Origin of the sequence: Flavobacterium oncorhynchi, from assembly GCF_002217355.1 — a bacterium.
Classification (GTDB): domain Bacteria; phylum Bacteroidota; class Bacteroidia; order Flavobacteriales; family Flavobacteriaceae; genus Flavobacterium; species Flavobacterium oncorhynchi.
Genome location: NZ_MUHA01000007.1, coordinates 344239 through 366640, shown reverse-complemented (window position 1 = coordinate 366640; position 22402 = coordinate 344239). Strand labels below are relative to the sequence as shown.

The 22402-nt window shown below is 33.0% G+C and carries 24 protein-coding genes; all 24 read left to right on the top strand.

Annotated features, from left to right (window positions below; all coding sequences use genetic code 11):
- Nucleotides 1–40 precede the first annotated feature (40 nt).
- The 24 genes from B0A75_RS07070 to B0A75_RS06955 all read left to right on the top strand — a co-directional run bounded on the left by B0A75_RS07070 (nt 41) and on the right by B0A75_RS06955 (nt 22396).
- A complete protein-coding gene (locus B0A75_RS07070) occupies nt 41–943 on the top strand; it encodes an NADPH-dependent FMN reductase family protein (RefSeq protein WP_089053593.1) in 903 nt (300 codons plus the stop codon).
- 16 nt (nt 944–959) lie between these two features.
- Nucleotides 960–2093, top strand: a complete 1134-nt coding sequence (locus B0A75_RS07065) for a beta-ketoacyl-ACP synthase III (protein ID WP_089053592.1) — start codon at nt 960–962, stop codon at nt 2091–2093.
- The gene (locus tag B0A75_RS07060; RefSeq protein WP_089053591.1) at nt 2093–2524 is read left to right on the top strand and encodes a hypothetical protein; all 432 of its coding nucleotides are present in this window, start codon (nt 2093–2095) and stop codon (nt 2522–2524) included. The genes B0A75_RS07065 and B0A75_RS07060 overlap by 1 nt, the downstream gene beginning before the upstream one ends.
- Nucleotides 2525–2532: 8 nt before the next feature.
- Nucleotides 2533–2997, top strand: a complete 465-nt coding sequence (locus B0A75_RS07055) for an ABC transporter permease (RefSeq protein WP_244284356.1) — start codon at nt 2533–2535, stop codon at nt 2995–2997.
- Nucleotides 2998–3021: 24 nt separating this feature from the next.
- On the top strand, nt 3022–3426 hold the full coding sequence (locus B0A75_RS07050; RefSeq protein ID WP_089053590.1) for a hypothetical protein: 405 nt from the start codon (nt 3022–3024) through the stop codon (nt 3424–3426).
- Nucleotides 3426–4424, top strand: coding sequence for a BtrH N-terminal domain-containing protein (locus B0A75_RS07045; RefSeq protein WP_089053589.1), 999 nt, complete (start codon nt 3426–3428; stop codon nt 4422–4424). Before B0A75_RS07050 ends, B0A75_RS07045 begins: the two co-directional genes overlap by 1 nt.
- Before the next feature lie 6 nt (nt 4425–4430).
- Nucleotides 4431–5183, top strand: coding sequence for an ABC transporter ATP-binding protein (locus tag B0A75_RS07040; RefSeq protein ID WP_089053588.1), 753 nt, complete (start codon nt 4431–4433; stop codon nt 5181–5183).
- Nucleotides 5173–6453: an ABC transporter permease gene (locus tag B0A75_RS07035; RefSeq protein WP_165765098.1), complete on the top strand. Its 1281-nt coding sequence runs from the start codon at nt 5173–5175 to the stop codon at nt 6451–6453. The genes B0A75_RS07040 and B0A75_RS07035 overlap by 11 nt, the downstream gene beginning before the upstream one ends.
- On the top strand, nt 6428–6877 hold the full coding sequence (locus B0A75_RS07030; protein WP_089053587.1) for an acyl-CoA thioesterase: 450 nt from the start codon (nt 6428–6430) through the stop codon (nt 6875–6877). The genes B0A75_RS07035 and B0A75_RS07030 overlap by 26 nt, the downstream gene beginning before the upstream one ends.
- Before the next feature lie 86 nt (nt 6878–6963).
- Nucleotides 6964–8103 carry a beta-ketoacyl-[acyl-carrier-protein] synthase family protein gene (locus tag B0A75_RS07025; protein WP_089053586.1) on the top strand — a complete coding sequence of 380 codons (1140 nt, stop codon included), beginning with the start codon at nt 6964–6966 and terminating at the stop codon, nt 8101–8103.
- Between the two features lie 96 nt (nt 8104–8199).
- Complete coding sequence (locus B0A75_RS07020) at nt 8200–8817, top strand: beta-ketoacyl-[acyl-carrier-protein] synthase family protein (RefSeq protein ID WP_089053585.1); 618 nt, start codon at nt 8200–8202, stop codon at nt 8815–8817.
- A 2-nt stretch (nt 8818–8819) separates the two neighbouring features.
- Nucleotides 8820–9077, top strand: a complete 258-nt coding sequence (locus B0A75_RS07015) for a phosphopantetheine-binding protein (protein ID WP_089053584.1) — start codon at nt 8820–8822, stop codon at nt 9075–9077.
- A 129-nt stretch (nt 9078–9206) separates the two neighbouring features.
- Complete coding sequence (locus B0A75_RS07010) at nt 9207–10406, top strand: beta-ketoacyl-[acyl-carrier-protein] synthase family protein (RefSeq protein ID WP_089053583.1); 1200 nt, start codon at nt 9207–9209, stop codon at nt 10404–10406.
- Nucleotide 10407: 1 nt separating this feature from the next.
- Entirely contained in the window at nt 10408–11469 is a 1062-nt protein-coding gene (locus B0A75_RS07005; protein WP_089053582.1) for a beta-ketoacyl synthase N-terminal-like domain-containing protein, read from the top strand.
- A gap of 92 nt (nt 11470–11561) precedes the next feature.
- Complete coding sequence (locus tag B0A75_RS07000; RefSeq protein WP_244284355.1) at nt 11562–12242, top strand: polysaccharide deacetylase family protein; 681 nt, start codon at nt 11562–11564, stop codon at nt 12240–12242.
- Between the two features lie 121 nt (nt 12243–12363).
- On the top strand, nt 12364–12990 hold the full coding sequence (locus tag B0A75_RS06995) for an outer membrane lipoprotein carrier protein LolA (RefSeq protein WP_089053580.1): 627 nt from the start codon (nt 12364–12366) through the stop codon (nt 12988–12990).
- Entirely contained in the window at nt 12956–13591 is a 636-nt protein-coding gene (locus B0A75_RS06990) for a hypothetical protein (protein ID WP_089053579.1), read from the top strand. The genes B0A75_RS06995 and B0A75_RS06990 overlap by 35 nt, the downstream gene beginning before the upstream one ends.
- 37 nt (nt 13592–13628) lie before the next feature.
- Nucleotides 13629–14234 carry a porin family protein gene (locus B0A75_RS06985; protein WP_089053578.1) on the top strand — a complete coding sequence of 202 codons (606 nt, stop codon included), beginning with the start codon at nt 13629–13631 and terminating at the stop codon, nt 14232–14234.
- On the top strand, nt 14235–14852 hold the full coding sequence (locus B0A75_RS06980; protein WP_089053577.1) for an outer membrane beta-barrel protein: 618 nt from the start codon (nt 14235–14237) through the stop codon (nt 14850–14852).
- Between the two features lie 12 nt (nt 14853–14864).
- Nucleotides 14865–15236: a hotdog family protein gene (locus tag B0A75_RS06975; protein WP_089053576.1), complete on the top strand. Its 372-nt coding sequence runs from the start codon at nt 14865–14867 to the stop codon at nt 15234–15236.
- Between the two features lie 2 nt (nt 15237–15238).
- Nucleotides 15239–15724, top strand: coding sequence for a hypothetical protein (locus tag B0A75_RS06970; RefSeq protein WP_089053575.1), 486 nt, complete (start codon nt 15239–15241; stop codon nt 15722–15724).
- Nucleotides 15725–15742: 18 nt separating this feature from the next.
- Nucleotides 15743–16930 (top strand): DUF2062 domain-containing protein, encoded by a 1188-nt coding sequence (locus B0A75_RS06965; RefSeq protein WP_089053574.1) that lies wholly within the window; start codon nt 15743–15745, stop codon nt 16928–16930.
- A 269-nt stretch (nt 16931–17199) separates the two neighbouring features.
- On the top strand, nt 17200–20877 hold the full coding sequence (locus B0A75_RS06960) for a 1-acyl-sn-glycerol-3-phosphate acyltransferase (protein ID WP_089053573.1): 3678 nt from the start codon (nt 17200–17202) through the stop codon (nt 20875–20877).
- A 1-nt stretch (nt 20878) separates the two neighbouring features.
- Nucleotides 20879–22396 carry a phytoene desaturase family protein gene (locus B0A75_RS06955; RefSeq protein WP_089053572.1) on the top strand — a complete coding sequence of 506 codons (1518 nt, stop codon included), beginning with the start codon at nt 20879–20881 and terminating at the stop codon, nt 22394–22396.
- The last annotated feature ends 6 nt before the right edge of the window (nt 22397–22402 follow it).

Sequence of the window (22402 nt, the reverse complement as noted above, 5' to 3'; positions counted from 1 at the left end):
ATTACTTATTTTTGTTCGCAACCATAGCCAATCAACCCAAATGAAAAAAGTTCTCGTTATTTATTATACTCAATCAGGACAATTAGAAAGTATTGCACAAAACATTGCAAAACCATTTTTAGATTCAGAGGAAATAGATGTAACTTTTTATCAAATACAACTAGAAAAACCTTTTCCTTTTCCTTGGAATAAGGATTCTTTTTTTGATGCCTTTCCAGAATCATTTTTACAGATTCCAACCGCTCTAAAACCAGTTCCAGAAGATATTCTAAATACAAAATTCGACCTGGTGCTTTTCAATTATCAAGTTTGGTATTTATCGCCTTCCATTCCTATTAACTCTTTTTTGAAAAGCAGCGAAGCAAAAAAAATTCTAAACAATACACCCGTAATCACCATTAGCGGTTCACGAAATATGTGGATAATGGCGCAGGAAAAAATCAAAACCCTGCTTAAAGAAGCCAATGCACAATTAGTAGGAAACGTTGCTCTAGTAGATCGTGTAGGAAACTTAATCAGCGTTATTACAATCGTAGAATGGATGTTCTCTGGCGTTAAGAAAAAATACTTAGGAATTTTTCCGCTTCCAGGAGTTTCAGAAAAAGACATTCAGGAATCTCCAAAGTTTGGAGAAATAATACTTACAGATCTAAAAACAAACAGTTTAAATGATCTACAACCAAAATTAGTCGCAAACGGCGCCGTAAAAATCAGTCCCTATTTAGTGACCGTAGACAAAACAGCTAATAAAATTTTTAATAAATGGTCAAACCTCATTTATAAAAATCAAAAAAACCGAAAACTGCTTCTAAAAGTATTTAATGTTTATTTATTCCTTGCGATTTGGTTAATCTCACCAATAGTGTATATATTGCACCTTATTTCCTACCCATTTAAGTTAAAAACCATAAAAAGAGAAACTCAATATTATCAAGGAGTTTAGCATACTAAATTAGATTATGTTTGAAGTATATATCACTAAAGCTGCAAAATATTTGCCAAATGAAGCTGTTTCGAATGATGAAATGGAAGCCTATTTAGGCCTTATCAACGATACTGCCTCAAAAGCAAGACGTATTATTTTGCGCAACAACAAAATTACAAGCCGTTATTACGCTGTTGACAAAACAGGAAAAAGTACACACAGTAATGCCGAATTAACACGAAATGCTATTTTACCGTTGTTCGACGAAAACTTTACATCTCAGGATCTAGAAGTACTTTCGTGCGGAACCTCAACTCCTGATATATTCCTGCCTTCGCACGCTGCCATGGTTCATGGTCTCTTAAAAAACAAATCGGTAGAACTAAACTCTTCAACAGGTGTTTGTTGTGCCGGAATGAATTCATTAAAATTTGGTTTTCTTTCTATAAAATCTGGAAATTCAAAAAATGCAATCTGTACAGGATCAGAAAAAGTTTCAACCTGGCTGAATGCCCAAAAATACAATCACGAAGCCGAAAACTTAAAAAATCTAGAAGAACAGCCCATCATAGCTTTCAAAAAAGACTTTTTAAGATGGATGCTTTCTGACGGTGCCGGCGCTTTTTTATTAGAAAATAAACCAAGAGGTCCGATTTCTCTAAAAATAGAATGGATGGAAGCTTTTTCGTATGCATACGAACTAGAAACATGCATGTATGCAGGAGGTGATAAATTAGAAAACGGCGAAATCAAATCATGGAGCGATTACGCACCAGAACAATGGTTGAACGAATCTGTTTTTGCCATCAAACAAGATGTAAAATTATTAGACGAATTTATCCTTTCTAAAGGCGCAGAAAGCATGAAAGATGCCATGGATAAAAACAATATTAAATCTGACGATATCACTTATTTTATTCCTCACGTTTCTTCTAACTTTTTTGTTGAAGGATTAAAAAAAGGATTAAATGAAAGAGGTATCGGAATGAATGATGATAAATGGTTCATGAATCTTTCTAGAGTTGGTAACGTAGGTTCTGCCTCAATATATTTAGCTTTAGAAGAATTAATGAATTCAGGAAACTTGAAAAAAGGAGACAAAATTCTTTTATCAGTTCCAGAAAGCGGAAGATTCTCTTTTGCCTACGCTTATTTAACAGTTTGCTAATGGAAACAACAGCACTTTTAGAAAAAGAAACGGTCGAAAATTTATTGCCTCAAAAGTTTCCTTTTGTAATGGTTGATGCAATGTATTCTTATACCGAAACTTCTTTGATTTCGGGTTTAACAATTCAGAACGATAACATTTTTGCCGAAAACAATATTTTTCTAGAAGCAGGTTTAATCGAACACATGGCACAATCTGTTGCCTTGCATACCGGTTATCAGTTTTTTTTAAGAAACGAAACTGCACCGACTGGATATATTGGTTCTATTAAAGAAATTGAAATTAAAAAACTGCCACAGATTAACGATTCTATTCAATCTGAAGTTACCATTTTACAAGAATTTGCAGGTATCACTTTAGTGAATATTGTTACCAAATTAAACAATGAAGAAATTGCAAACGGACAAATGAAAACCGTTTTAGCCAAATAATATAAAAATTGAATACTGGAGTTGACATACAAAATTATCTGCCGCACCGAGCACCAATGCTTATGGTAGATTTGATTTTGGATATAGATGCCAACTTTGTAGAAACCACTTTTTTGATAAAAGAAGACAATATTTTTGTTGCCGATACTATTTTTACAGAAGCTGGTTTAATCGAAAACACAGCACAAACCTGCTCCGCAATTGTTGGGAAAAAATATTTTTTTGAAGAAGACGGAACAGAAAATGAAAACGTAAATGTAATTGGATTTATCAGCGCCTTAAAAAATGCAAAAATTCATTCACTGCCAAAAGCCGGCGACACTATAATTACCAGAGCAAATTTAATTTCGAAATTTGCCGGCGACGATTATACTTTATGCACAATGAGCTGCAAAAGTTTACTCGACGAACAACTGCTCTTAGAATGCGAAATTAATTTATTCATTCAAAAAACAATTTCGGTTCCAGAATAAATCCCAATAGAAACGATAAATGTCATGGAAAAAGAAAATGTACCACAAGATAAAAGTAACTTAACCAAAAACAACGTTAAAGAGCTTTTATACGCGACTGATGAAAACGGCAATTATACCACAACCTTAAGTACAGGTTGGGAACCCAAAACAATTGCATTATCAAATTCTATCGACGAAATAAACGAACGTATTGCCGAAGCTAAACAACAAGTTAAAACTGGCGAAGTAAGTCCGATTTCTTATTATATGGAACTCAATAAAATGGATCTTACCATTTTGTCAAGCTACGTAGGAATGTGGAAATGGCGTGTAAAAAGACATTTTAAACCTGCTGTTTTTGCCAAATTAAGCGATTCTATTTTGAAAAAATATGCTGATGCTTTTAGTATTTCAGTATCCGAATTAAAAAACTTTAAAACAGATTAATGCAAGTCACTTTTACACATCACCAATCTGCTCACTGTGAAAATGGAGTAGCATCGAATCTGTTAAAAAACAACGGACTCAACATAAGCGAACCAATGGTTTTTGGTATCGGTTCAGGACTTTTCTTTGTGTATTTACCTTTTATAAAGGTTAATTACGCACCAGCAATCAGCTATAGAACTTTACCGGGACAAATTTTTAATAAAGTCGCAACCCGTTTAAATCTTAAAATTAAAAGACAAAAATTTTCGTCAACAGCAAATGCAAACAAAGCACTTGATGAAAATTTAAAAAATAATATTCCAACCGGATTACAAGTAGGCGTTTATAATTTAAGTTATTTCCCTGACGAATACCGTTTTCATTTCAATGCACACAATTTAGTGGTTTACGGAAAAACCGAAAAAGACTATTTGATCAGCGATCCTGTTATGGAAACCGTAACCACTTTAACACATGATGAATTAGATAAAGTACGTTTTGCAAAAGGAGCTTTTGCGCCCCGCGGACAAATGTATTATCCAATTCAAATTCCAAAAGATGTTGATTTAAAAAGTGCCATCATTAAAGGAATAAAAAACACTTGCAGAGATATGCTTGCGCCAATGCCAATTGTGGGTGTTCGCGGAATCAAATTCGTATCTAAGCAAATTAGAAAATGGCCTGTAAAACACGGTACCAAAAAAGCCAATCATTACTTGGCACAAATGGTTCGTATGCAGGAAGAAATTGGAACCGGCGGCGGAGGTTTTCGTTTTATTTATGCCGCATTTTTACAAGAAGCTTCAGTTATTCTAAACAATGAAGAACTTAAAACGCTTTCTAAAGAAATGACAAAAATTGGCGATTCTTGGCGCGATTTTGCTGTTGAAGCTTCACGAATTTATAAAAACAGAAGTGCCAAAGAAGACGCTTACAATACCATTGCCGATGAGCTTCTAGACATTGCCAATAGAGAAGAAATCTTTTTCAAAAAATTAAAAAAAGCCATCAGCTAAGATATTTTGCAATCTATAATTAAAATAGAATCCCTTTCGAAAAAGTACAAAGATGCCGACCAGTTTTCTTTGAACAATGTTTCGCTGGCTATAAATGAAGGAGAAATTTTTGGTTTACTAGGTCCAAACGGCGCCGGAAAAACAACCTTAATTTCAATGCTCTGCGGATTGGTAAAACCAACTTCAGGACATTTTACAATTGATGGTTTAAACTATGCCAATCATTCTTCAAAAATTAAAAAAATTATAGGAGTTGTTCCGCAAGAATATGCCTTATATCCTACTCTTACCGCAAGAGAAAATCTTCATTATTTTGGAAGTATGTACGGTTTAAAAGGCTCTGATTTAAAAGATAAAGTAATCGAAACTTTAGACCTTTTGGGTTTGTTAAAATTTGCCGATAAACGAGTTGAAACTTTCTCTGGCGGAATGAAACGCCGTGTCAATTTAATTGCCGGGATTCTGCATAAACCAAAAGTTTTATTTCTAGACGAACCAACCGTTGGCGTTGATGTTCATTCTAAAAATGCCATTATAGAATATCTGAAAGTGTTGAACCAAAACGGAACAACGATTATTTATACTTCACATCATTTGGCTGAAGCCGAAGATTTCTGCACCAACATTGCTATTTTAGACCAAGGTCGAATTTATGCGCAAAACACACCTTCAATTTTAATTGAATCAACAAAAGATGCTCGAAATCTTGAAGACGTTTTTATTTCATTAACCGGTAAAGACTTGAGAGATGATGTATAAAATTTGGATGTCTGTCGTAAAAGAATTTTTACTCCTTAAACGAGATTTAGGCGGGTTGATTATTCTATTTATAATGCCATTAGTTTTGGTCATTACCGTTACATTAATTCAAGACAGTACTTTTAAAAAAGTCAGCGATTCTAAAATTCCGATTTTATTAGTCGATAATGATAAAGGTTCGGTATCAAAAACTGTTTTTGATAATTTAGAAAAAAGCGATTTATTCAGCGTTGTTACACAAATCGACAATAAAACGATTACAGAAGATATTGCCAGAGAAAATGTTTACAAAGGAAAATTTCAACTGGCTATTGTAATTCCAAAAGATTTAAGTTCTGATTTACAAGCCAAAGTAGATCAAAATGTCGAGAAAATTGTCAGCAGTTTAGGCATGACTGATAGTACTGCAGCGAGTGAACCGCAGCGAATAATAAAAGAAAAGGAAGTAAAACTGTATTTTGATCCAGCGGTTCAAATGAGTTTTAAAAATGCGGTCATGAGTTCGATCGACAAAATGATTTCGCAAATCGAAACCAAATCTATTTACACCACTTTCCAAAATCAATTAGGAGGAAATGCCGACTTCGAGCAAAAAAGCTTCATTTCTTTCAAAGAAATAATTCCGAGAATAAACAACAAAGAAGTTCGTCCAAATTCTGTACAGCATAACGTTCCAGCTTGGACGCTTTTTGCGATATTTTTTATTGTAATTCCGTTATCCATTAATATTGTAAAAGAAAAATCGCAGGGAACTTTCGTTCGATTAAGAACCAATCCCGTTTCTAATTTAGTTGTGATAATCGGAAAAACCATTACCTACTCGATCATCTGTATGATTCAGTTTTATATGATGGTTGCCGTTGCCGTATTCTTATTTCCATCCATTGGATTGCCTTCTTTAAACATCGAAGGACATTTAGCATTAATGAGTGTGGTTGCTTTATTTTCAGGTTTCGCCGCCATTGGATTCGGAATTTTATTAGGAACCGTTGCCAGTACACAAGAACAATCGGCTCCTTTTGGAGCAACGAGCGTTATTATTCTCGCGGCAATTGGCGGTGTTTGGGTTCCTGTTTTTGCCATGCCGAAAATCATGCAGATCATTGCCAAATCATCACCTATGAATTGGGGATTAGAAGCTTTTTATGATGTTTTATTGCGCAGCGTTTCATTCCTAGAAATCATCCCAAAAATAAGTTTGTTATTTTTGTTCTTTATTATCACAACATCCATTGCCTTATTTTATGACAAAAAGAAAAGAACAGTTTAACGAAGCCACAGATTTAACCATTTCTCACGAAATCAGAATTCGTTTTAACGAAACTGATCCGCTTGGAATTGTTTGGCACGGCAATTATATCACGTATTTTGAAGATGGACGCGAAGCATTTGGTCGTGAACACGGACTTACCTATTTAGATATTGCAAAAACGGGTTATACAACGCCAATTGTAAAATCAAAATGTGAACATAAATTGTCTTTACGCTACGGCGATGTTGTAACAATTGAAACAACGGTTGTTGATACACCTGCCGCCAAAATGATTTATCGTTTTAAAATTATTGATGCTAAAGGTGAAATAGCTTGTACTGGCGAAACCGTTCAGGTTTTTTTAGATAAAGAAGGAAATCTAATGCTGACGAATCCTCCTTTTTATGAAGAATGGAAAAGGAAAGTTGGGCTGTTGAAATAAAGTTTTAGCCACTAATTTCACGAATTAGCACGAATTAAAAAAATCCTTTTAATCTGCGTGAAACTTTAAAAATTGAAAATCATAAAATGTTAAAAGAAATATACATCACACAAACGAATTGTATCACACCTTTAGGTTTTGATGTTGAATCAAATGTTGAAGCGATTCTTCGCGGCGATTCTGGAATTCAGCTTCACAATGATATTTCTTTAATGCCAAATCCATTTTATGCTTCAATTATTTCTGATGAAAAAATAAACAGTGCTTTTTCAAAAATCAGCACTGAAACCAAATATTCTCGTTTAGAGAAAATGATGATTTTGGCTTTAGAGCCAATTATCAAAAACTCAGAAATCGAATTCAATTCAAAAACTGCCTTTATACTTTCGACAACAAAAGGAAATGTGACGGCTTTAAAATACAATACTAGCGACAGTTTCAATAATGCGCATTTAGATGTTTTAGCCAAAAATGTTTCTGATTTCTTCGGATTTACGACGCAGCCAATTGTAGTTTCAAATGCTTGTGTTTCTGGAATTTTAGCAGTTTCAGTTGCCAAAAGAATGATTCAGTCTGAACTTTACGACAATGTTTTTATTGTAGCAGGAGACGAAGTTTCAGAATTTGTTTTATCTGGATTTAATGCTTTTCAAGCAATGAGTGAACTGCCTTGTAAACCTTATTCTAAAAACAGAACTGGAGTAAGTTTAGGCGAAGCGACGGCTGCTGTTTTAGTTGCGGCGGAAGCCAAAAATGCAAAAATAAAAGTAATTGGCGACAGTTCGATAAACGATGCCAATCATATTTCGGGTCCGTCAAGAACAGGTGAAGGTTTGTTCAGAAGTATTCAGAATGCTTTAAAAGAAGCACAAATTGAAGCCGGCAAATTAGATTATATTTCAGCACACGGAACCGCAACTCCGTTTAACGACGAAATGGAAGCCATTGCTTTAAATCGATTGGATTTGCAAAATGTTCCTGTAAATAGTTTAAAAGGTTTTTACGGTCATACATTAGGCGCTTCAGGATTATTGGAAACCGTAATTGCTATAGAATCGGTAAATAAAAATATGCTTTTTGAATCAAAAGGTTTTGACGAAATTGGGGTAAGTGAAGTTATAAATGTGACTGAGAAAAATGAAAAGGCAACTATTAATTATTTCCTGAAAACAGCTTCTGGATTTGGAGGTTGTAATACGGCGGTTGTTTTTGAGAAAGTAAAATAAAACACCAATTACACTAATTCACACGGATTAATTAGTGTAATTTTTAAGCCTAAATAATTTGTGACAATTCGTAAAATTCGTGTTTAAATTATAATAATGAATCACAACAAAACCAACATACAATCCTACATCACCATCCAAAACAACGAAATTGTTTTGAACGGAACTTCTGTATTCAAAATTGAACCAACAGATTTTGCTGATTTCTCGAAACAAGCCTATCGTAATTTTGAAATGCAGTATCCAAAGTTTTTCAAAATGGATGCTTTGAGCAAACTCGCTTTTTTAGGATCAGAATTGCTTTTGAGTCCGATAACTTTAACAGAAGAAGAAAATAATATCGCTTTGGTTTTAGCCAATAAATCGTCGAGTTTAGATACCGATGTAAAATATCAAGAATCTATTTCAAACAAAGAAAACTATTATCCGAGTCCAGCGGTTTTTGTTTATACACTGCCAAATATTTGTCTGGGTGAAATAAGTATTCGTCATCAGCTGAAAAGTGAGAATTCTTTCTTTATATTTGATGCCTTTAACACCGAATTCATGTCGAATTATTCGGACATTCTTCTGAATACGAATAAAGCAGATATGGTTTTGTGCGGTTGGGTAGAATATTTTAATGATAATTATAAAGCTTTTCTCTGCACTATAAGCAAAGAAGAAAGCGCAAAATATACAAACGAAACTATCAATACATTATACAATAAATAATCATGGAAGCATTAAAAGAAGAATTGAAAAACAAAATTATTACTACTCTAAACCTTGAAGATATCACAGTAGAAGATATTGCTGATAACGATCCTTTGTTTGGAGATGGTTTAGGTTTGGACTCCATTGATGCACTTGAATTGATCGTGATTTTAGATAAAGATTACGGAATTAAATTAGTAGATCCGAAAGAAGGAAAAACAATTTTCCAATCTATCGAAACTATGGCGGCTTATATCAGCGCTAACAGAACTAAATAAGACTTCTTAGACTGACTTAGATTTTTAGACTTCTTAGACAAAAAAACTGTCTAAATCTAGAAATCCAAAAATCTAAGCAAGTCTAAATTCTAATAATCTAAGCAAGTCTAAAAATCTAAGAAGTCTAAAATGACAAAGGGTGTTGCAATAACTGGAATGGGAATTATCTCTTCGATCGGAAATTCGGTTGAGGAAAATTATCATTCGTTAATCGAAAATAAAATCGGGATTTCTCGTATCTCAAATATTTCTACAGTTCATGCAGATGTTATTAAAGTAGGTGAAATCAAAAAAACCAACGATGAGCTTATCAGCGAACTGGGATTAAACAGCGATAATAATTTTTCGAGAACTGCTATGATTGGTACTTTGGCGGCAAAACAAGCCGTTGAAAATGCTGGAATCACCGCTATAAATGAATTTAGAACTGGACTTATTTCGGCTACTAGTGTAGGCGGAATGGACATGACAGAGACACATTATTACGATTATTTCGAAAAACCTGAATTGGTTAAATACATTACCTGTCACGACGGCGGTGATGTTGCTGAAAAAATTGCTGAAGAACTGGGGTTAAAAGGAATGGTTACAACCATAAGTACCGCTTGTTCCTCTGCAGCAAATTCGATTATGTTAGGTGCAAGATTGATTAAAACCGGAAAATTAGACCGTGTAATTGTTGGCGGTGCCGATGCTTTAGCAAAATTCACTATCAACGGATTTAAAACTTTAATGATTTTATCCGACGATTACAACAAACCTTTTGACAATAACAGAAAAGGGTTGAATCTTGGAGAAGCTGCTGCTTTTTTGGTTTTAGAATCGGATGAAATTGTTGCCAAACAAAATAAAAAAGTGCTGGCAAGAGTTTCGGGTTACGGAAATGCAAATGACGCTTTTCACCAAACGGCTTCTTCAGAAAATGGAGACGGCGCTTTTCTAGCAATGAAAAAAGCGTTTGAAGTTTCGGGTTTAAAACCTTCTGAAATAGATTATATCAACGTTCATGGAACTGCTACTCCAAATAACGATTTATCTGAAGGAAGAGCTTTGCGCCGAATTTATGAAGAGGAAAAAGTTCCCGATTTTAGTTCAACAAAACCATTTACAGGTCACACTTTAGCAGCTGCAGCAGCAATTGAAGCTGTTTACAGCGTTTTGTCGATTCAGAATAATGTCGTTTATCCAAATTTGAATTTTGAAACCCAAATGGAAGAATTCGATTTGACGCCGCAAACTACTTTAAAAAATAAAAACATCGAACACGTTTTATCTAACTCTTTTGGATTTGGAGGAAATTGTTCAACTCTTATATTTTCAAAAAGCTAAAATGAAAAAAACATATATAAATGGAGTAGGCTGTATTTCGACTCAAAAAACATTTGATACTGTTTTTTTAGAAGAAGCTGTTGTAAATCATAACGAAAATGTACTGGCGATAGTTCCTCCGGCATACAAAGAATATATTTCGCCAGCTGCAAGCCGGAGAATGGCAAAAGGCGTAAAAAACGGAATCGTAGCTTCGGCTTTGGCTATGAAAGATGCCAATGTTGAAATTGTTGACGCAATCATAACTGGAACTGGTTTAGGCTGCATCGAAGATTCTGAAAAATTCCTGAAAAGCATTTTAGATAATAAAGAAGAGTTTTTAACGCCAACTTCTTTTATTCAATCTACGCATAATACCGTTGGTGCGCAAATTGCACTTTTACAACAATGTAAAGGTTATAATTTTACGTATGTAAATGGTGCGGTTTCTTTTGAATCGGCGCTTTTGGATGCAAAAATGCAGATCGAAGAAGACGAAGCCAATTCGATTTTAGTAGGCGGTGTTGACGAAAACGGAGAATATACTACTTCTCTTTTCAAATTAAACGGACGTATTAAAGCAGATAATTCTGCTCCTTATGATGTTTTAAATGCTGCAACCAGCGGTGCCGTTTATGGTGAAGGTGCGAGCTTTTTTGTTTTAGAAAACGAAAGAAAAGATACTACTTACGCTGAACTTCTAGATGTTGCTATTGTAAATACGCTGGAAGAAAATGAAATTGAAAATGAAATTACATCATTTTTGAAATCCAATAATTTAGAGATTTCAGATATCGATGCATTAGTTTTAGGTTTTGACGGAAATGCCGATTTTGAAAATTATTACAGCAATCTAGCTGAAAATGCTTTCGCAAAAACGCCTATTTTGTATTACAAACATTTGAGCGGCGAATACGATACGGCTTCTGCATTTGCTTTTTGGATGGCTTCTAAAATTTTAAAAACACAGGAAATTCCAGAAATTATAAAAGTAAATTCGGTTACAAAACCCGCTTACAAAACCATTTTATTATACAATCAATTAAGCGGAAAAAATCATAGTTTTACGTTACTTTCAAAATGATAACGCATAAAAACATCTCGATATTTTTTATCTTTTTATTGCTTTTACTGCTTCTTTTGAATGTCTATATCGCAATAAATATATGGTGTTTTTTGGCTCTAATTTTTCTTTGGATCGGAATAAATGCTTTTGGTTCTTCGAGAATTTCATCTAATTATCATGTAAAAACTTTCTGCAATAATCCATTAGAAACAGAGAAAAAAATTGCGCTCACTTTTGATGACGGACCAAGTGAATTTACTTTGGAAGTTTTAGCGCTTTTAAAAAAATACAATGCCAAAGCGACTTTTTTCTGCATTGGTAAAAACGTAGAAACACATCCTGAAATCGTAAAACAAACTATTTGCGAAGGTCATTTGGTTGGAAATCACTCTTATTCCCATTCTAAGTTTTTTGATTTTTATAATGCCAAACAAATAAAAGAAGAAATAGAAAAAACAGATTCGCTTCTGGAAAAATATACTTCAAAAAAAATAAACTTCTTTCGTCCGCCTTACGGAGTTACTACACCATCTATTCGAAGAGCCTTAAAAATTACCGGACATAAAACAATTGGCTGGAATATTCGCTCGCTTGACGGAGGGACAACAAATGTGGAATTAATCTTCAACCAAATTATAAAACGAGTTTCTCCCGGCGGAATTGTACTTTTGCACGATACTGGTTCACATTCCGTTATAGTATTGGAACAGTTTTTGCAATTTTTACAACAAAATAATTATCAGGTCGTTTCAATCGAAGAACTTTTAAATCTAAAGGCTTATAAAAATTGAACACAGATGAAACAGATTCGCTATCGCGAAAACGCGGATAAAAACGGATTTTATTAAATCGAAAATTCGTGAAAATTGGTGCAATTCGTGGCAAAAAAATTAAAGTACAATTTAAAAAAACATGAAAACTAAAATAGCATTAGTAATTCTTTTTATTTCAAGCAGTTTGTTTGCTCAAGAGCAAAAAATGACTGCTGCAGAAATCACTCAATTTAAAGAAGACGTAAATATTGTCGCGAAAAAAATTAAAACTTTAAGTACCGATTTTGTTCAATACAAGCATTTAGATTTTTTATCAAAAGACATTGAAACTTCGGGAAAAATGGTTTTTAAAGAACCTGCACTTTTGCAATGGCAGTATAAAAAACCATACAACTACAGCATTACTTTCAAAAACGGAAAAATCCTAATTAATGATGAAGGAAAGAAAAGTGCGGTTGATATTGGCAACAGCAAAATCTTTGCAAGAATTAATAAATTAATTGTCGGAAGTGTAAGCGGCAATATGTTTGATGACAAAGAATTTGCGATTTCGTACTTTAAATTGAAAGGGCAGAATCTGGCAAAATTTATTCCGAAAGATGCTGCGCTGAAAAAATACATCAAACAAATTGAACTGAGTTTTGACAAAGAAGAGGCAACTGTTGTTCAGGTAAAATTGTTAGAATCATCTGAAGATTATACTAGAATTGTACTTAAAAATAAAGTAATCAATGCAAAAATCGACGATTCAGTTTTTACTAATTAATTGCTTTCTGGCAATTGTTTTAGTTTCGTGCGGTTCGGTCACAAAAAACTATACGCCCAAAAAAATAGACAAAACGTCTTATGATGTTCCGTATTTTTCAGATTCAAAAACCGATTATGTTTATAAAACTAACATAAGCGTTTACGGAAATGAATTATCAGGGATTTTCATTGCGAAAAAAATAAACGATACCACACACCGAATTGTTTTTACAACAGAATTTGGAAATAAATTAATGGATTTCGAAATTTCTGAAACTGATTTTAAAATCAATTCTATTGTTTCTGAATTAGATCGAAAAATATTGATCAATACTTTGAAAGAAGATTTTAGACTGCTTTTGAAAAAACAATATTTGATTCAAGAGCAATTTGAAAATGAATCAGATAATATCTATAAATCGGCAGATGGAAAACGAGACAATTACATTTTTGTTTCTAAAAAAGATCAAAAACTAGAAAAGATAGTTCACGCCTCCAAAACAAAAGAAAAATTTACGCTGTATTTCAATTCAGAAAACAATATTTTTGCCGAAAAGATTCAGATAATTCATCAAAATATTAAATTGAAAATTGAGCTTAATTATTTTAAATCAGAATAAAAATTTAAACTAATCCTAAAACTAAACTAATCTAATGATGAAAAAAATAACCTTAATTGCATTCGTTTTATGCATCGGAATTCAATTATCTCAAGCACAAGTAAAAGTTAGTCCAGGGCTACGAGGTGGTTTAAATGTGTCAACATTAACCAATATTGATGATAATCAATCTAAAACAGATTTCTATGTTGGTGGATTAGTGAATATTAAATTTAATAAATATTTTTCGCTGCAGCCTGAAATAACCTATTCTAGACAAGGTGATGAAGGAAGAGAATATTTTGGGAACAGCAATAATTATCGTTATGTAAATTATGAACTAAATTATTTAACACTTGGTGCGGTTGCAAAATTTAATATTGGCGGTAAAGGCTTTCACATTTTGGGCGGTCCATCTTTAGATTTAAAAGTTTCTGATAATTATATCAATAGCAATCCCGAAAGTTTTGACCTTGCCATTGTTGGCGGAATTGGCTATACATTGCCAAACGGATTAACATTTGAAGCCAGAATTAAACAAGGATTAATTGATATTTATGGTTACGACGGAATTGATTACGATAATAACGATTATTACTATAATGATGTTATCTTAAATCAAGTTTTTCAAATTGGTATTAGTTATACTTTTAAAGTAAAATAGATGTATAAAAGTAAAATAGTGACTGCCCTATTTCTTTTTTTCGCAGTTGTAAACATACAAGCTCAAGCAACTTTTAAACCCGGTTTACGAGCAGGTTTGAGTCTTTCGACAATTTCAGAAATGCATGCAGATTACAGACCTGACTTTTATATAGGCGGTTTTGGCGAAATAAATCTAACGAAACGTTACGCGCTGCAGCCTGAAATAAATTATATCCGACAAGGATCAAATAATGTTGCGCGAAATTTTATTGACCCAAATACACAAACAGAAAAAATCGTTTATCAGGATTTACAAATGAGTTATTTATCTATCGCTATGATTAACAAATTTACATTTGGGCAAGGTTTTCAAATACAATTTGGACCAGCTTTAGATGTTCTTTTAAACGATAATTTAGCTTTTAGAAAAACATATAATGATCTTTCATTTGTAACAGGTCTTGCTTATAAAATGCCTTCTGGATTAGCTTTTGAATTTCGATTTAAAAAAGGACTTTTAGACGTTTTAGACAGCGATTACTATTATAACAATTCTAATAGTCATTATCTTTTTGGTGATTATAATACTAATGTCAATTTTCAAATTGGTGTTTCTTACTCTTTTGAGGTGAAATAAAAAAATAAAATTATGGTTTTAAAAGACTTCTATAAAGTACTTTCAGAAGAGAAAACGGGCGATGCTAAATATAATATTCGTATATTAGTTAATGCCAATCATGAGGTTTTTAAGGGGCATTTTCCTGGAAACCCAATAATGCCGGGCGTTTGCATGATTCAAATTATTAAAGAACTTACCGAATCTATTACCAAAAGTTCGTTGATGATTCAAACCTTGACAAATGTAAAATTCATGGCATTAATAAATCCTGAGACAAATCCTGAGTTACGCTTAGAACTTGATATAACTGTCACAGAAGATGATTTGGTAAAGGTGAAAAACACCACTTATTTTAATGATACCGTTGCACTGAAATTGAGCAATGCGTATAAAAAATTATAATTATGAAATTACTTATATCATTACTTCTTTGGATCAATTTTGTTGGAACTCCTGATCTGGCTTCTATCCGAAAAATGTATTCTGATGTTGCAAAATCAGAAACTAATGCAAAAGAATTTACGCAGAAACTTTCTGGTGTTTCTAATGATGATGATAAAATTTTGGTGGCTTACAAAGCGGCATCTATTTTATTAGATTCAAAATTCGAGAAAAAATTGAGAGACAAAATGGATCGTTTTAAGGAAGGTGCCAAATTACTGGAAGCGACGATAAAAAGTGATCCAAACAATATCGAAATTAGAATGATTCGCTTAAGTATTCAGGAAGATGTTCCTGGAATTACCGGCTACAAAAAAAATATTAAAGAAGATAAAGCTTTTATTACCGCTCATTATGCCGAGCAAAATACTGCTTTAAAACTATATCTAAAGGACTTTGTTTTACAATCTAAAAGTTTCTCTGACAAGGAGAAGCAGTTTGTAAAATAAGCTCAAGAACAACTCCCAATGAAACCTATATTATCTCAGCAAGATCTGCTCAGTTCAACTTCTTTTTGTGTTATTGTACCCACTTACAATAATCAAAAAACATTGAAAAAAGTGCTGGATTCTATTTTAGATTTCACCTCAAATGTCATTATTGTTAATGATGGTTCGACTGATCAAACAAACGAAATTCTTAAACAATATCATCACCTAACTCAAATTCATCATCCTAAAAATCTAGGAAAAGGCAGAGCACTGCGTAATGGTTTTAGAAAAGCAATTGAACAAAATTTTGAATACGCCATTACGATTGATTCAGACGGACAGCATTTTGCTTCTGATATTCCTGTTTTTATTGAAGCAATTCAAAAAGAACCCAATTCGCTTTTAATTGGAAGCCGAAACATGACTCAGGAAAATGTTCCTAAGAAAAGTAGTTTTGGAAATAAATTTTCGAATTTCTGGTTTAAGTTTGAAACCGGAATTGTGCTTGAAGATACACAATCAGGATTTAGATTGTATCCTTTAAAATTAATTCCGAAACAATTTTACACCAATAAATTTGAGTTTGAAATTGAAGTAATTGTTCGTTCCGCGTGGAAAGGAATTGTAGTTAAAAATATTCCTATACAAGTTTTATACGATCCTGCTGAACGTGTTTCGCATTTTCGTCCCTTTAGAGATTTTACCCGAATCAGTATTTTAAATACCGTTTTGGTAATCAACGCTCTGTTGTACATTAAACCGAGAGATTTTTTTAGAAGAGCAAAAAAAAAAGGTTTTAAAAAATTCTTTCTTGAAGATATTTTAGAAAGCAACGATTCTAATTTCATAAAATCGGCGTCAATTGCTTTAGGAGTTTTTATTGGTATCTCACCATTTTGGGGTTTTCAAACCGTACTGCTTTTTACTTTTGCAGCCTTATTCAGGCTCAACAAAGTCATTGCTTATCTAGCTTCAAATGTAAGTTTCCCGCCTTTCATTCCGTTTGTCATATATGGTTCCTTAAAAATGGGAAGTTTTTTTGTAGCAGGAGATGACACTTTAGTTTTAGATAGTTCTGTCACGTTTGATGATATTCAAAAAAATGCTACGCAATATATCGCAGGAAGTCTTATTTTAGCATCCGTTTCGGCACTATCAGCTGGCTTTATAAGTTATTTGCTTTTAAGCGCTTTTAGTTCTAAGAACAAAACGAATATTAAGTAAGGTTTGCCACAGATTACACGGATTAAAATGATTTTTACATCCAATTTGTCAGGCTGAGCGAAGTCGAAGCCCACGTCCAATTGGAACGCCCTTCGACTTCGCTCAGGGCGACAAACTAAAACTAATCTTTTAATCTGTGGCTAAAAAAAATTACGCTATCTCTGCTATATTAATTAGTGGAAATTCGTGAAATTCGTGGCAAACTGACACAGATACTAAAATCATTTTAATCCATGTAATCTGTGGTAAAAAAACAATAATAAATAATTATGCATCAATACTTTTACGCCATTCATTTATTTGTAAACCGACGAAAATCTTTATCGGTTCTTTTGGCCGTTTTGATGCTTTTAGTATTTGGCTTTTTTGCATCACAAATTAAGTTTGAAGAAGACATCAGCAAACTTATTCCAGCAAACGACAAAGCCGATGCAACTGCAAAAGTTTTAAAACAATTAAATTTTGCTGATAAAACAACCGTTATTTTTAAACTCGAAAAAAACGGTTCGCAAGATGATTTAAAAGAAATGGCTGCTGTTTTTTCAGACAGTGTTTCTAAATCCTGCAAACCATACATTACTGGAATTCAAGGAAAAATAGACGAAGAAAACATTCAGGAAACCATTGATTTTGTTTACAATAATCTGCCTCTTTTTCTAGATGATAAAGATTATACTGCCATTCAAAACAAACTGCAAAAAGACAGCATTGCGGCAACTGTACAAGGAAATTACAAATCGATTATTTCTCCATCTGGATTTATTACCAAAGATTTTATTCTTCAGGATCCACTTGGAATTTCTTTTATTGCTTTAAAAAAGTTACAGCAATTAAATATTGGCGACGATTTTACACTCGATAATGGTTTTGTAATGACAAAGGATAAAAAGAATTTACTGCTTTTTATAACCTCGGATATTTCATCAAGTGAAACTGAAAAAAATTCCATTTTTGCCGAAAAACTTAAATCAATTCAGGAAAACTTAAATCAGCAGTTTAAAGGAAAAACTTCTGTGAGTTATTTTGGTTCCGCTTTAATTGCGGCTGCCAATGCAAAACAAATTAAAAGCGATATTGTTTTAACAACATCAATTGCGATGTTTACTTTGATGTTGATTCTGATATTGTTTTATAGAAAAATATTAATTCCGCTTATTATTTTTCTTCCAACCGTTTTTGGAGCTTTATTTGCCGTTGCCTTTTTATACTTTGTGAAAGAACAAATTTCAGCTATTTCACTCGGAATTGGATCAATCTTGTTAGGAATTACGATCGATTATTCGCTTCACATTCTTACGCATTACAAGCATAACAGCGATATTAAAACATTGTACAAAGATATTACAATGCCAGTAATTATGAGCAGTTCAACAACTGCCGTTGCATTTTTATGTCTGCTTTTTGTAAAATCTGATGCCCTAAATGATCTTGGAATTTTTGCCGCTGTAATCGTTATGGCAACTGGAGTTTTCTCTCTTTTGATTATTCCGCATTTGTATAATCCAAAACAAGACAATTTTGAACATAAAAAAAATGCGATTGATAAACTCGCGCATTTCTCCTTTCATAATAATAAAATCCTGATTGGGCTGTGTGTTATAATAACAATCGTTTGTTGTTTTACTTATAATAATGTTGGTTTCAATAACGATTTATCGCAGTTAAATTTTGTCCCAAAAGACATTAAAGCTGCCGAAAAACAATTGGAAGAAAGCACAAGTTTAACTTCAAAAACCATTTATGTTGCCTCGTATGGAAAAAGTATGGAGCAAGTACTACAAAACAACAACAAGCTTTTTGGAGATTTATCGAATGAAAAAGAACAAGATAAAATATTAAATTTTAGTTCAATTGGCGGCATTGTACTTTCGCAGGAAGCGCAAAAAAAGAAAATTGAAAAATGGAATTCATTTTGGAATGCTGAGAAAAAAGAAAATTTAAAATCACAATTGATTTCCGAAGGCTCAAAACTTGGTTTTAAACCAACGACCTACTCGATCTTTTTTGATCATTTAGATTTTGATTTTAAACCAATTTCTATTTCAGATTATTTAAAAGTTCAAGCGCTTCAGTTGAAAGAATTTGTAACCGAAAAAAATGGTTTTTATACGATTTCATCTTTAGTAAAAGTTACCCCAAAACAACGTGATCTTTTTGTAAAATCAACTTCTGCCAAAGACAACATCATTGCGATTGATCGTCAGCAAATGAATGAAACCTTTTTCAGTACTTTAAAAACCGATTTTAATTCTCTTGTAAATTATTCTTTTGTTGCCGTAATTTTGATTTTATTTTTCTTCTTCCGAAGAATCGAATTAGTGATTATCAGCTGTATTCCAATTGCTTTAACAGGAATTGTTACGGCTGGAATTATGGGCATTTTTGGTATTCAAATGAATATTTTCAGTATGATTGTCTGCACCTTGATTTTTGGTCATGGTGTTGATTTTAGTATTTTCATGACAAGTGCTTTACAAAAAGAATATTCTTCTGGGAAAAATGAAATTGCCATTTACAGAACTTCAATTATTCTAGCGGTAATTACAACCATTTTAGGAATTGGCGCGATGATTTTTGCAAAACATCCAGCATTGCGATCTATTTCTTCTGTTTCCTTAATTGGAGTTTTTGCAGCTTTAATTATCACGTTTATTTTTTATCCTATACTGTTCAAATTGTTTCTGTCGAATAGGCCTAAAAACGGAAATCCTCCTTTTCAATTACGCACTTTTGTTCATGGTGTAATTTCGTTTTTCTATTATGGCATGGGCGGCATTTTAATGTCGATTTTCAGTTTTACCATAATGCCGATTTTACCGCTGAGCAAAAAAACAAAAATGAAAGGTTTTAGATATGTGATTTCAAAATTCATGAAATCTGTATTGTATTCAAACCCATTTATACACAAAAAAGTTGTCAATAATTTTAATGAAACGTTTGATAAACCAGCTGTTATAATCGCAAATCATTCTTCGTTTATAGATATTCTTGCTATGGGAATGCTGAGTCCAAAAATTATTTTTTTAGTAAGCGACTGGGTTTACAACTCTCCTATATTTGGCGGTACAGTTCGAAAAGCAGGCTTTTATCCTGTTTCTGAAGGCCTTGAGGGCGGTGTGGAACATCTGAGAAAAAAAGTTGAAGAAGGTTACTCTTTAATGGTATTTCCAGAAGGAACCCGTTCTGAAAACAATGTCGTAAAAAGATTTCATAAAGGAGCCTTCTTTCTTGCTCAAGAATTTAACTTAGATATTATTCCCGTTGTAATTCACGGTGCCTCAGAAGCGATTCCAAAAGGCGATTTTGTAATTCATCGCAGCACACTTACCGTTTCAATTTTAGAACGAATTACTCCCGAAAATAATTCTTTTGGAAATAATTATGCCGAGCGTACCAAACAAATCAGTTCTTTCTTTAAAGCTGAATATCGCAAAATTCGCCAGCAGCTCGAAGGTCCTGCTTATTTTAAATCAATGCTCATTAACAGCTATGATTATAAAGAACTTGAAATAGGCAATAGTGTAAAAAAAGATCTAAGTCAAAATTTAGAAACCTATTACAACTTAAATAAATACATTGATTCTAAAGTTAAAGTACTTCATCTTACAAATGATTATGGGCAGCTCGATGTTTTATTGACTTTGCAGGAACCGCAGCGAAAGGTGTTTTCATTTATAAATGATGAAGAAAAATTGGCTGTTGCAAAAACGAATTATTTCCTTAAAAAGAGAAAAATACTCTATTCTGATCAAATAGAAGCAGCATTTGAAAATCAACATGAAATTCTTTTAATTTCTGATGAAAGCTATGCTGCTGCTTTTGAAAAAATCATTTTAAGCACGGCAATAATTTTAATCAGCTGTCCAGATTTAAAAGCTAAACTGATTGCTGCTGGTTTTGAAATTGCTGCTGAAGAGAATGCTATAACTGTATTAAAGAAAAAATAGGATGAAAGAGCATTACGATGTAGTAATTGTTGGCAGCGGTTTAGGCGGATTGGTTTCGTCTATAATTTTGGCTAAAGAAGGCTACAGCGTTTGTGTGCTCGAAAAAAACAATCAATACGGCGGAAATCTGCAGACTTTTGTTCGTGATAAAACTATTTTTGATACTGGAATTCACTATATCGGAGGCTTAGATAAAGGCGAAAATCTCTATAAATATTTTAATTATATCGGTATTATGAAGCATCTAAATTTGAAAAAATTAGATGATAACTGTTACGATATGATTTCTTTTGAAGATGATCCGAACGAATATCCGCATGCGCAGGGATATGATAATTTCACCAAACAGCTGACTGCCTTTTTTCCTGAAGAAAAAGCCAATATTGATAAATACTGCGAAAAACTAAAGGCGATCTGTGACGCTTTTCCGCTTTACAATTTAAATTGGGAAGGAAAATATGAAAACGAAATTCTTGCACTTAATGCCAAAGAAACGATTGAGGAATGCACGCAAAATGAAAAATTAAAAGCGGTTCTTGCCGGCTCTAATTTTTTATATGCTGGAATTCCAGACAAATCGCCATTTTACGTTCATGCTCTTTCGATAAACTCATACATTCAAAGTTCATGGCGATGCATTAACGGCGGAAGCCAGATCACAAAACAACTCTTAAAACAGCTTAAAAAATACGGCGGCGAATTTTACAAATACAAAGAAGTTACTCGATTTCATGTCGAAAACAACAAAGTTGAATTTGTAGAATTAAAAGACGGAACAAAAGTTTTTGGCTCAAGGTTTATTTCAAATATTGAACCTAAGACAACTTTGAAAATGGCTGGTGAAGAAAACTTTAGAAAAGCGTTTGTTAATAGAGTTCAAAGTCTTGAAGGTGTCATTTCGGCTTTTAGTTTGTATTTGGTTTTTAAACCCCAAACTTTTAAATATATCAATCATAATTTCTATCATTTCAAAAAAAGCAGCGAAGTATGGACTGCACATGATTATGATGATGATTCTTGGCCAAAAGGTTTTATGGCTTCGATGAATGCCTCAAAAAAAGATGAAATCTGGGCTGACGGAATGACGTTTATTACCTATATGAAATATGAAGATATGGCTCCTTGGAGCGGTACTTTTAATACAACTGCCGAAAAAAGCGATCGAGGGGAAAGTTATGAAGAATTTAAAGCGAGAAAAACGGCTAAATTTTTAGATGAAATTGAACTAAAATTTCCAGGAATTAAAGATTGTATCAAATCGATTCATTCCTCGACACCGCTTTCCTATCGTGATTATATTGGCGGTTACAACGGAAATATGTACGGATATGTTAAAGATTCTAATAATCCGATGAAAACATTAATCCCTGCAAAAACCAAATTGGATAATTTGTATCTTACGGGTCAAAGCATAAACATGCACGGAGTGTTGGGTGTAACAATTGGCGCCGTTTCGACCTGCTCTGAAATTATTGGTAAAGAATATTTGGTTACCAAAATCAACAAAGAATCTGAATAAAGAATC